This window comes from Actinomyces sp. S4-C9, assembly GCF_000758775.1.
Classification (GTDB): Bacteria; Actinomycetota; Actinomycetes; order Actinomycetales; family Actinomycetaceae; genus Gleimia; species Gleimia europaea.
This window is the reverse complement of record NZ_JRMU01000012.1, coordinates 1-11,902: the sequence shown is the minus strand read 5'-3', so window position 1 is coordinate 11,902 and position 11,902 is coordinate 1. Positions and strand designations below refer to the sequence as shown.

Annotated in this window: 9 protein-coding genes and 1 tRNA gene; 5 read left to right on the top strand and 5 right to left on the bottom strand. The window is 55.7% G+C overall.

The genetic code is table 11. From position 1 onward, the window contains the following. Nucleotides 1-876, bottom strand: a complete 876-nt coding sequence (locus HMPREF1628_RS06225; RefSeq protein WP_052038944.1) for a carbohydrate ABC transporter permease — start codon at nt 874-876, stop codon at nt 1-3. Between the two features lie 166 nt (nt 877-1,042). Between HMPREF1628_RS06225 and HMPREF1628_RS06220 the strand changes: the two genes are divergently transcribed. Together HMPREF1628_RS06220 and HMPREF1628_RS06215 are read left to right on the top strand one after the other, a co-directional pair. Continuing rightward, entirely contained in the window at nt 1,043-2,080 is a 1,038-nt protein-coding gene (locus HMPREF1628_RS06220) for a LacI family DNA-binding transcriptional regulator (protein ID WP_052038939.1), read from the top strand. Nucleotides 2,081-2,185: 105 nt separating this feature from the next. Further along, complete coding sequence (locus HMPREF1628_RS06215; RefSeq protein ID WP_034509530.1) at nt 2,186-4,009, top strand: LTA synthase family protein; 1,824 nt, start codon at nt 2,186-2,188, stop codon at nt 4,007-4,009. Nucleotides 4,010-4,172: 163 nt separating this feature from the next. On the opposite strand, the gene HMPREF1628_RS06210 is transcribed toward HMPREF1628_RS06215, so the two are convergent. From HMPREF1628_RS06210 to HMPREF1628_RS08680, 3 genes are all read right to left on the bottom strand, one after another. Beyond that, nucleotides 4,173-4,248 (bottom strand) — tRNA-Thr (locus HMPREF1628_RS06210). A gap of 45 nt (nt 4,249-4,293) precedes the next feature. Then, nucleotides 4,294-5,079, bottom strand: a complete 786-nt coding sequence (locus HMPREF1628_RS06205) for a DsbA family protein (protein ID WP_034509527.1) — start codon at nt 5,077-5,079, stop codon at nt 4,294-4,296. Between the two features lie 102 nt (nt 5,080-5,181). Further along, nucleotides 5,182-7,092 (bottom strand): serine/threonine-protein kinase, encoded by a 1,911-nt coding sequence (locus tag HMPREF1628_RS08680; RefSeq protein ID WP_084703282.1) that lies wholly within the window; start codon nt 7,090-7,092, stop codon nt 5,182-5,184. A 130-nt stretch (nt 7,093-7,222) separates the two neighbouring features. On the opposite strand from HMPREF1628_RS08680, the gene HMPREF1628_RS06195 reads away from it, so the two are divergent. From HMPREF1628_RS06195 to HMPREF1628_RS06185, 3 genes are all read left to right on the top strand, one after another. Then, a complete protein-coding gene (locus tag HMPREF1628_RS06195) occupies nt 7,223-8,362 on the top strand; it encodes an ABC transporter ATP-binding protein (RefSeq protein ID WP_034509526.1) in 1,140 nt (379 codons plus the stop codon). A 104-nt stretch (nt 8,363-8,466) separates the two neighbouring features. Further along, the gene (locus HMPREF1628_RS06190) at nt 8,467-9,711 is read left to right on the top strand and encodes a DUF4032 domain-containing protein (protein WP_034509525.1); all 1,245 of its coding nucleotides are present in this window, start codon (nt 8,467-8,469) and stop codon (nt 9,709-9,711) included. A gap of 10 nt (nt 9,712-9,721) precedes the next feature. Then, nucleotides 9,722-10,501: a glycerophosphodiester phosphodiesterase family protein gene (locus HMPREF1628_RS06185; protein WP_034509523.1), complete on the top strand. Its 780-nt coding sequence runs from the start codon at nt 9,722-9,724 to the stop codon at nt 10,499-10,501. A 112-nt stretch (nt 10,502-10,613) separates the two neighbouring features. Here HMPREF1628_RS06185 and HMPREF1628_RS06180 read toward each other — a convergent pair whose 3' ends face one another. Beyond that, nucleotides 10,614-11,795 carry a hypothetical protein gene (locus HMPREF1628_RS06180; RefSeq protein ID WP_052038937.1) on the bottom strand — a complete coding sequence of 394 codons (1,182 nt, stop codon included), beginning with the start codon at nt 11,793-11,795 and terminating at the stop codon, nt 10,614-10,616. Nucleotides 11,796-11,902: the final 107 nt, after the last annotated feature.

The following is an 11,902-nucleotide window of genomic DNA, read 5'->3' as shown; positions in this document are numbered from 1 at the left end:
TTACCTCGCATCCTTTCGCCGCGCCCACACCATTTGAGCCACGGACAAGACCAGGGCGATAACTAGCAGGACTGTACCGATAGCAGAGGCGTACCCGGCTTGGCGGTTGGCCCTCTCCATGTACAAGAAGGTCGTGAGGAACTGCGTGGATACCCCAGGACCACCCGCGGTGGTCAGCCAGACAATGTCAAAGGTTTTCAAGGATCCGACGATACCTAGAACTATCAGCGTTGCGGTTACCCCGCGTAGCGAGGGGATAACCACGTGGAACAAGCGTTTCCACCATCCTGCTCCATCAAGTTCCGCAGCTTCGAACAGTTCGGCCGGAATCTGCATGATGCCTGCAAAATAGATCATCATCGAAAATCCCATCCACTGGAACACGTTGATAGCGACGATGCTCCAGAGCCCTAGATCTGCGCCGAGCCACTGGATTACCTCCCCCTCACCAAGTAGGCCAAGCGAGCGCAGCGCTTCGTTCAACGTTCCGTAGTTTGTTTCGAGCATGTATTTGAAAACCGTTGAAACAATCGCCGGCGCCATCGAAATTGGCAGGAAGAATACCGCTTTGAAGAAGTTGGAACCCGGAAGTCTCTCAGCGCAGATTACTGCAACCACAAGACCAAGGAACACTTGGATAAAAACTGTTACCACCATGAAGATGACGTTATTTTTCAACGCCACCCAAAAGGTGCTGTCACTAAAAAGCTCACGGTAATTGCTTAGACCGACAAAGTTCATTTTTGTCAGCCCATTCCAATCCGTGAAGGATGTGAACACCGTAAACGCAATAAAGAAGTAGATCAGCACGCCCGATATGAGGACTATCGGAGCCACATACAGGTACGGCTTCAAACCGCGAGATAGCTCTCTCATTTTGCCGCCTTCTGGCATCGCTGGAGAATAAAACCTAACCGAATAGTTCAACGTTGAACCACCAAACTTTTGACCGTTCGGGACGGTCTGGAGTTTTAGTTCAACGATGAACTAGAGTTGATCACAGACTATAGTAAGTGCGTGGGTTTCGCAATATCCCAATCAAATGGAGGACTACGCCTTGGGGGCAGAACGTAAGCGCGTCACTCTTATGGATGTAGCAAGAGAGACGGGAGTCAGCGCAAAGACCGTCTCAAACGTTGTCAACAACAAAGGCAACGTCTCCGAGGCCATGCGTGCAGAGATCCTACAAACCATAAAACGCCTGGATTATCGCCCAAACCTAGCAGCGCGACACCTGCGGCAAGGATCTTCGAGGATGATCGCACTTACCGTCCCAACGTTACGCGAACCATACTTCGCTGAACTAGCCTCATCCTTCGTTACCTGCGCACAAAAAATGAACGTGCTCGTACTGGTTACCGAAACGGGCGGCGAACGGGGCCGCGAGAAACTAGCAATTGAAGGACACAACCTCCCAGGCATCGACGCGATCATCTGCTCCCCGCTAGCCCTGACAGAGGCCGACCTGCGGAGCCGTAACTCCACACTCCCGCTTGTGCTTCTCGGAGAATACGCATCCGAGTTCAGCGGCCACGGCTACAACCTGCAAATCGGATTCAACAACATCGAAGCAGCCCGCGTGGCAACCGAGCACCTCCTAAAACAAGGCGCGCAGAAAATCGTCGTATTGGGCCACCAAGAAGACCGTACACAGGCTACCTCAAGACTTCGCTTTCAAGGATACGAAGAAGCTTTAGCTGACGCCGGGATACCGCTGGATCCGAATTTGATTGGTACCGTGATTGACTTCAACCGCGGCGAAGCTGCACGCGCTTTGCAACGCATCATTGATTCAAACACTTATTTTGATGGCATCCTCTGTTTCTCCGACACGCTGGCGTTAGGCGCTCTACCCGTTCTAGCTTCAAACGACTCAACCCGCGATAGAAGTATCCCTATCGTCGGGTTCGACAACATTGAAGAGGCTCAGTTTGCCACCCCGCCATTCGACACCATCGACCCACACATGGGGACCATTGCGAGCACTGCCTTAAACCAACTATTTGGGCCAGCCTCCTCCCTCGAGGACGGCCGCCAAAAACACGTCGTTACCGCGTTCGAACTACTAACTCGCAGATAGACAGCGCTCCCCCCTCTCGGTTCGGCAGGACACTAAGCAATCCATTTTTCAACGCCAGCGATAGGCTTCAAATGTTTACAGAATCTTAATGTAGAATTCATTTTTATGATTGTTGCGTTGCAGATACTGACCTGTCTTGCGGCTGGAGCCGGAGCACTATATTTGTTTGGGATCTCTACGGGATCTTTTATCCGCGGCACCCTCGTTGGCGTGTCCGCTAATGCCCTGGCATTCTTCGCTTTAATACTCACCGGCCGCACCACTATTTATGGCGCCCCGCATTCACCCAAATTCTACGTCGGGTACCCCGCTATTATCCTCGGGCTATGCATAGTGGTTCTTCTACTCTTGAAAGTCCTCACGTCGCACGGGATTTTAGTTAAAAAGAGCGAGCCTTGGAACTGGCGCGGCCTGTTCCCTACCTTCATAGGCGCCATTGTTGGACTGCTCGCAGGCCTGTTCTTTTTCATTCCCAAATGGCTTGAAGATAACGTTGGGGAAATCCCTCAAGACCCGAGCTTCATCTTCATCCTCACAGCAGCTGGCGATGCCTCCACCGACGCGCAAGATCTGGCACTTCTAAACGAAATCGTGGCCCCCGCCATCTTCCTTGCACTTGTAGGAGCAAGCATCGGTTTCATCCGCTCTGATCTTCACATCAAGATGCCAGCGGCTCGAACCTGGCGAATAACGCATGTGCGCGGCGTAGCCCTCGTGAGCATTGTTGCCCTCCTTGCAGGCTCTTTTGCCTACTCTTACGCGAGGCTACCTATGAAAGAAGCAGCGCAGTTATTCTTCACCACCTCCAGCTATTTGGAGGACAACTATGTTGCTCCCACCGCGGACAACGTGAAGCTACCCGCCCACAAGCGCAACCTGGTGCACATTTACATGGAGTCGGTTGAGAACTCCTACTATTCCAAAGATTTGGGCGGCTACATGGATCAAAATCTAATGCCCGAACTTGCGGCGCTTAGCGAGACGGGAATCTCCTGGTCAAACACCGACAAATTTGGAGGCCCTGACCAGCTGTACGCAACCGGCCACTCCGTGGCCGGCATGATCGCAATGCAAGCCGGCGTACCCATGCTCGCGTCCGGAACAGCAGGTAGCGATTTCTCCTACCCAGATTTCACAACCATTGGCGACATCCTCAAAAAAGGTGGTTACAACACCACATTCATGCAAGCTTCAACGGCATCCTGGGGCGGACTGGACAGGTACTACCAGCGGCATGGAGGTTTCGATATTCACGACCGCGCCCGTTTTGTTGCCGACGGCAAGATCGAGCACGACTACTTCGTCTGGTGGGGCGTGGAGGATGACAAACTCTACGAATACACCAAAGAAGAACTGGCCAGACTGGGGAGCCAGGACAAACCGTTCTACATGATCGTCGAGAACGGTGATACGCACTTCCCAGACGGTTACGTGTCTGAGAACATGACTGAAGCGCCGTTCGCCTCCCAGTACGCAAACGTGATCCACTACTCGCAAGCCGAAACTGTGAAGCTGATTCGATGGATCCAAGAACAGCCTTGGGCATCCAACACCACCATTGTGGTCACTGGCGATCACCGGTCTATGGACAAAAAGTTCTTCGAAGGGTGGGACAAGAACTACCACCGCACTATCGTGAACCTGATTTTGAATCCCGTGCCTGGCACCGACTTCCCTGACTCGGTAACGAAGAACCGTGAATTCTCTGCCTTCGACATGTTCCCAACAATCCTCACTGCTATCGGAGCCGAGGTTAAGGGCGACCGGCTGGGCTTAGGCGTAAATATGTTCTCTGGCAAACAAACCCTGGTTGAGCGTGACGGCGCCGAGCTGATGAATGAGGAGTTCGCTAAGCGCTCTCCCTTCTATGACTCTCACCGCGAAACGAGAGCAGGCAGAGCCGACCGCCAGCAAGACGAGAAATTATAAGTCGGCATCACCGGCCGGCCCTTCGGACACTGCCGGTAAACTGCGCGGGTTTTCTGCCGCGGTCCTAAATAGCCAACACCTGGCTACGTGACACCTGTAGTCGCGCCACATCTCTAGGAGAATATAGAAGCTCCGCCACGATTTTTGTGGCGGAGCTTCCTATTGGAGCCACCTATCGGACTCGAACCGATGACCGTCCGCTTACAAGGCGGGTGCTCTACCAACTGAGCTAAGGTGGCGCGGCCACTAGTTTGCCATGAAGTGGCCCTCATTGTCACATACGATTACTCGCCCTTAGCGGCAGTCAGGATACTATTCACCAGTTCATCAGCCGTTTGACCGCTAAGCTGCACGGCCTTACCACCGGTTACAAACTCAGGCGTGCCCAGCTTCTCACGACCCTCCACCTGCGAATCCTTCCACTCGGTGGTATTCGCCTCCAGAACGCCCTTCGCGCCGTCAAGACTAATCTTGTCCACCACGGCCTGGCTCACCCCCACCTGGGTAGCAAGCTCCTTAACCTTTGCCAGCGAGGCGGCCTCGTCCTGAATAACCGAACCGTCACCACCATCAAACTGACTCTTGAAGAACTCAGACGAGGCGTGGTGAAGCTGCTCAAACTTATCCGGCTCCTCCTGCGAAACGAGGTAGGCGGCGCTAGTCATCGCGTAATGCCACGGCATGCGAACAACCTCAACCGGAACAAGCTCAAGCGAAATCTCGCCATCCTTAACCGACTCCCACAGCTTCGAGCCCAGCAACACATCCACATTTGCGCAAGCATGGCAAGAATAATCGAAGTATTCACGAACCACCGGAGCATTAGGGTCTGCAACCCCAACGCCCTTTGAAGAAACCACGATCGGCGTGAACTCGCCGGTCATAACCTGATCCTCATTAGATCTTGCTGAGTTAACCACCCAAATGACCGCAATAATCGCAAGCGCCAGCAAAGTACCAACTACCGCGATGATAATCGCGCGAGTCTTACGTTCCTTCTGCGCCTGCTGCTGGCGCATTTCCTGTGCTTTGATGCGAGCCGCGTCCTTAGATGACGGAGTTATTGCCATTTCCCCCTCGATTCAACGTTTGCTAAAAGAGTAACGGGAAGCACGCAAATGCGCACACCCGCCCGCCCCTAAAAGTGCATGATGGAGCGCACACTTTTAGTTTTACAATGCCGCTCCGACGAGGAGGAATACAGCCATCACTGCAAGCACGGACAGAATGACCCTGCCAACCCGCGGTATCGCTCCGGCCGTCGCATAGGAGCCCTCCCGCAGGAAATTTCCGCCCGCCCCCACGCGGGCAAGCAAAATAGCGAACATGTTCGAACCCCAGAGCAGTGCTCCCAAAACAGGATCCGGTTCGCTTGGCACCCCCATTAGCATCGTCATGTAAGGGTTTTCTAGCGGAGGAAGGCCGTTATTCACACTGTAAAGAGCCCACGCCGCCCCGGCAATCAAAACTGCGAACGCAAGATTAAACGCGAGAGCACCAGCCGCGGGGATCCACTGCAATCCTCCATTCAAAGCGGCAAGCCAGTTGTCACCACTGCGCTTTTCGCCCGCCCTAACGCGCCGTTTTTCGCGCCACACCCGCGAGCGGCCCACCGTTTCCATGATGAGGAGCACGCCCACGGCAAGTACGCCGCCAACGATGCCGAGCGAAACTGGCAGGGCGGCCAGGAAGCTTGCTACGCACAGGGAGAACACAAATGCGTTCGAGGGGGCCGAGTAGCTGTACTGCACCGCATCCCACCCCGAATTCGGATAGCCCGGCGCAGGCGGGTAGCCCTGGTAGGGCTGCGAGGCCGGCGGATACTCGTATTGTTCGGAAGGTAATGTTCCTGGGTGGCCCGGCTGATACGGAACCGGCACGCCACCGGGCTGCCCGGCTACGTAGGTAACCACTGCCTCACCGGCGGCGGGATATAAAGCGGTTTGCGCTACGTCATCTTCATGGTCAGTGGGAAGCACGCTCGTGTGGTCCTGGGGTGGAGCGGACAGCAAGCTGGTTTCCTCGCTAGACTCGCCCGGTTCAACATTGGTCGGGAAAATAGCAGTGGGTTCCCTTTGGGAATCCCCATCCGTTTCGGGAGCGTTCAGTAGCGCCGTCTGCTCGATTCCCCCGCCGTCCTCGCCGGTCCAAGATTGCACAACATCAGGGTCGAGGGTATCAAGACGCTGCAAGACTTCAGCCGGACTCGGGCGGTCCGCACGCTGCGCCAGAGCAGACTCCAGAATGTGCGCAAGAGGAGGGTATAACCCGGCAAGATCCAGCTGGCCAGCCATTTGACGAGACAACACCACGTCCTGGCTTCCCGCCCCATACGGGGCGCGACCCGTGAGCATATTAAGCAAGATCGCCGCCCAAGCCCACCAGTCAGACCCCTCGTCAGGCTCGCGCCCGCGCATCACCTCCGGAGCCACCCAGCCAACCGTGCCGGACACTAAGCCCGTGGATGTAAGCCTCTCGTCCTCGTCCGCCTGGGCGATGCCAAAATCAATCAGAACCGGCTGCGTTGCACCCAAAATGATGTTCGACGGTTTCAAATCTCGGTGAATCACGCCCGCAGCGTGCACGGCGCTCAGCGTTTGCTGCAACGACCGAGCGATTTCTAGCGCATCCGCAAATGCGAACGGCCCTCCAACTCTGATCTCCTCACGTAGATCCAGACCGTCAACGAGCTCAGTCACTACAAAGGGCTGCGCCGCCTCTGTCTCTAAATCAACAACGTTCGCAACCCCGTCTGTGCGGATACGGTTCAACACCGCGGCCTCGCGCGCCAAACGCACCCTGCTGGACGGGTCAGCGGCAATCGCGGGATGAAGCAGCTTTAGGGCAAACCTAGCGCCCTCACCATCTTCAACTTCCCACACAATTCCAGCGCCCCCCTTACCCAGGGGGCGCACCAGTCGGTATCCACCGATGTCCTCGCCAGCTTTTGGGATTGCAACGTCCATCACCAAAACTCTACCCGCAATCAAATGCAATACACGAGGCACGGCGAACCCCGCTACAACCAGCATTCGGAACCAAGTTTCCAAAACATAAAGTCGAGGCCCAATGTCCCTACTCATTTGCCCCTAGCTGTGCTAATGTCAGATTAGTTCTAGCTCAATAGGCGAGACAGAGCCGTGCTGGCAATGGTGTTAGCACCTCTTCACAACGGATCGTTCGGCACGTACCTGCCGATGGAGGACAATAAATATGGCAACCGTAACTTTTGATAAGGCAACCCGCATTTACCCGGGTATGGATCGTCCCGCAGTTGATGCATTCGACCTCAAGATTGAAGATGGCGAGTTTCTCGTCCTAGTAGGACCTTCCGGTTGCGGTAAGTCAACCACGCTACGCATGCTCGCTGGCCTGGAAGACGTGAACTCCGGCCGCATTTTCATTGGAGACCGCGACGTCACCGACATGCAGCCTAAGAACCGCGACATCGCAATGGTGTTCCAAAACTACGCCCTGTACCCGCACATGTCGGTTCGCGACAACATGGGCTTTGCGCTAAAGATCGCTGGCACCCCGAAGGAAGAAATCAACAAGCGCGTTGAAGAAGCCGCTGAGATTCTTGACCTCACCCCCTACCTAGACCGTAAGCCGAAGGCACTGTCTGGCGGCCAGCGTCAGCGTGTGGCAATGGGCCGCGCAATCGTTCGTAAGCCGCAGGTGTTCCTCATGGACGAGCCGCTATCGAACCTTGACGCGAAGCTGCGTGTTCAGACGCGTACCCAGATCGCCTCGCTACAGCGCTCTCTTGGCGTAACCACCGTTTACGTTACGCACGACCAAACTGAGGCCCTCACCATGGGTGACCGCATCGCAGTGCTGAAGGACGGCGTCCTCCAGCAGGTTGGCACCCCGCAGGAAATGTACGAGCAGCCCGCAAACGAGTTCGTTGCAGGCTTCATCGGTTCTCCCGCAATGAACCTCGGTACCTTCACCGTTAACCGCGAAGGCGGCTACGCGGAGCTCGGCAAGGCGCACGTGAAGCTATCCGAAGCAACGATCGCGGCCCTGACGCCGGAAGACAACAACCAAGTTGTAGTTGGTTTCCGTCCCGAGGCACTAGAAATCGTTGAAGAGGGCGAGTACACCATTCCGGTTGAGATCGACCTTGTTGAGGAGCTCGGCTCTGACTCCTACATGTACGGCAAGCTCGTTGGTGGCGGCGGTCTTGGCTCCGGCACCGACGCCAACCCGGACGACGAAGCAACGGATCAGATCATCATCCGCACCGCTCCGCGCACGGCGCCCCCGAAGGGCTCCATCGTCCACGTCCGTATTCGCGAAGGCCAGCAGCACAACTTCTCTAAGTCCACTGGCATGCGTCTTCCCTCATAATCCGGACAACGATAAGTGAACATGACTGAGGGAGCTTCCCAACCGGAAGCTCCCTCAGTTTGTATTTCTTTTTAATCTGGCGCGCTTTTTGACAAGATATAACCATGCGACAATCCCTACAGATCACCGCTGCAAATCTGGATCCAGAACTACTTGACCTTCCTTGGGAAACCCCGCTGGAAGAGTGGCCCGAATCCGTACTTGCCGCACTCCCTCGAGGAATCTCCCGCCACGTCGTCCGATTCGTTAACCTCGGCGGGCGAGTAATCGCAGTTAAAGAGATCGGCGAAACCGTCGCCTACCACGAATACCAGTTGCTGCGAGACCTCAACCGGCTGGGTGCACCCTCGGTAATCCCAACAGCGGTAATCACCGGACGCAAGTCGCCAGATGGCGAGGAGCTCACCCCCGCTCTCGTAACCGAACATCTGCAGTTCTCCCTGCCCTACCGCGCGGTAGTCTCACAATCCATGAGGCCCGAAACCGCTGAACGCCTCATCGACTCCATCGCAGTACTGCTAGTACGCCTGCACCTACTTGGCTTCTACTGGGGCGATGTCTCCCTTTCGAACACGCTGTTCCGCCGCGACGCAGACGCTTTCTCTGGATACCTCGTAGACGCAGAAACCGGCGAACTGCACCCCAGCCTCACTTCCGGCCAACGCAACTACGACGTGGACCTGGCCCGCACCAACATCATCGGCGAACTGATGGACCTGCAGGCCGGTGGAATGCTTGCCGAAGACTCCGACGCCATCGAAATCGGGGATCGCATTTACGAGCGCTACCACGAGCTTTGGAACCAGCTAACCGCAGAAGAGGTCTACTCTGACGACGAACGCTGGCGCATCACCAACCGGATCCGCAAACTCAACGACCTCGGATTCGATGTTGGCGAAGTGTCCATGAAGCAAACCCCGGACGGCACCAAAATCATCCTGCAACCAAAAGTTGTTGACGCCGGCCACCACCACCGCCAGATCATGCGCCTAACCGGCCTCGACGTGCAAGAACAGCAGGCTCGCAGGATGCTCAACGACCTGGCAACCTACCGTGCTGTCACCGGGCAGGAAAACCAACCCCTCGAACTCGTAGCCCACCGGTGGCTTACCGAAGTATTCGAGCCGACCGTACGCTCTGTTCCTCCCGAATACAGCGCTAAACTACAGCCGGCACAGATTTTCCACGAGATCCTCGAACACCGCTGGTTCCTTGCAGAGCAACGCGGCGCTGACGTGCCGCTCGAAGAAGCCGCGCAGTCCTACATCGACAACATTCTTGCCACCAGGCGAGACGAGGCCCTACTGCTTGACCTTGACCCAAATGACGAACACACCCTAGAAGACTGAAAGAGGCAACGTGAACTACCCACCAGTAATCGCACACCGCGGAATGAGCTCACTGGCACCCGAAAACACGATGGCCGCATTCGTCAAATGCATCGATCACGGAGTGTCCTCGTTCGAATTCGACGTGGACGTAATCGCAGACGGCTCCGTCATAGTTATCCACGACAACCGTCTCGACCGCACCACCAACGGCAAAGGCGGATACTACAACCTACAGTTCAAAGACATCCGTAAACTGGATGCCGGCAAATGGTTCTCCCCCACCTACACGTTCGAACGTATCCCCGAACTTGTTACCGTAGTAGAACTGCTGAACAGCACGGGTATGGAAGCAAACCTAGAAATCAAGCCTTCCAAGGCCGGTTTCGAGCTACGCAACACCCTGATCGACGCCGTTATCGCGTCCCTTGCAAAGCTAGAAAATCCCAACTCGATCCTCGTCTCCAGCTTCGACATGGACCTACTTACTTCGCTAAAGGCGCGCGCGCCGCAGTACCGCCGCACCTGCCTATTCGAACCCACCGGAGCTCCCATCATGGAGCAGGTAGACAAATGGATAAAACAAGCTTCCAAACTCGAGGCGGTTGCCATCCACCCGTGTGAACGCGACCTAACCGAAGAAGCCATGCGAACCATGACCGAGGCCGGTTTCCAAGTGAACGTGTGGACCGTTAACGACCTTGAACGAGCTGCTCAGCTCGGCTCTTGGGGCGCGCATTCTGTGATTACCGACAAGGCGCAAGACTTCCCGCAAGAATCGCGCTCTGCCCGCCCAATCTCAAACCGATAGCCCGGCCAGCCACACGCCTATAGCGTTCATAACGGCTAGGGTCAGAGCAGAACTTAACTCGATAAGACGTTGGGGGCAAACCATCCGGTTCGCCCCCAACGTTTTTCTTAAGCTACTCGCCCCTACGCTTCTTAGTGCGTTCAATCAGGTACTTCGAAAGCATGACCTCGGCAACCGAGTCGATTAGCATCATCGACCCCATAACACCGCCAAGCTTTACCCAACCTGAACGCGGCTTTGCACTACGGAAAGCGTTTACCACCAGCGTGGCACCAATCGCGGCCTCAACACTAGCGATCACGCGCACAATACTGGGCTGTTCAACCGCGACCTTATGGTAGGTCTCCCAAACCGGGTTGCTTGCAGATTCTGGCTCCAGCAAAATCCTGTCCACGCTACGACCAATCGCATTCGAAATACCGCGCGCATAGTGCATTTCAAGGCCCGGAATATCATCAGCTGGCTCGTCTTCTACCAGGTAGGTTGCGATCTGCGATGGCACGCCAAGCGCCCTGACAAAACTGGCAACTGCACGCGACCCGCGCAACTGAGCGGTGCCCTCCGCCGCAGCCACGTCCGCACCCGGCACGGCCTCGGCAATCCGACGCAAGTCCGAAGTAGCTCCAACGAGCTCCTCCGCCTCAGCCCCAATCTTGTCGCCACTGTGGCCTGCCGCGAGCGTCCTCGTAGACATCGACCAGTTGTAAATCGTTTCCGTCTCGTCATCATCATCAACGGCGAGGCTGGCAAAGAACTCATCACCCGACGCCATTAGCGTCACGCGCGGAAACTCCCCAAAGTCGCCCACGTTCTGCGCATACTGCGCGTCATACGCCAAGGCCTGCCAGCCGTTATCAAGTTCAACAGAAGCAACATCAATGCCAAGGAGAGCGGCCGCAAGCGGGATGGAAGATTCGGGAATCTTCACCAGCTCTACGATCTTCATTGGCTCTTCGGCCAGCTCCGGCGCGTCTGAACCAACTTCGGCATCTTCGGGAAGAGCATCCGCGCTGACCTCATCGATCATCACTTCCGCATTGAACTCGTTGGCAAGATCAAGCGCGAAATCTTCAATCTCAACCACCGGAGCGATTTCGTTCGCATCGTTCACCGCGGCCAGGCGTCCGCCTTCTTCCGCGAGCGTTAGGCCCATCAAGTTCGGCGTGCGATCGTACCAGTCGATTGTCGCAACCACTTTGGTTTTTGTAATGAAGTCGGCAACCACCTTCGGATCCAGGTGTTCGGCAATAATAACGCCTTCAATTCGTGTCCAGTTGGGCAGTGTGTGTTCCAAAGCGGCCTCCTAAAATCTACTACCTACCATCACACCATGAACGGGTGAGTTTTAGTAGGTATACGGCAAGTTTACTCGCGTATCTACACGAAAATGGCAAGTAGCGT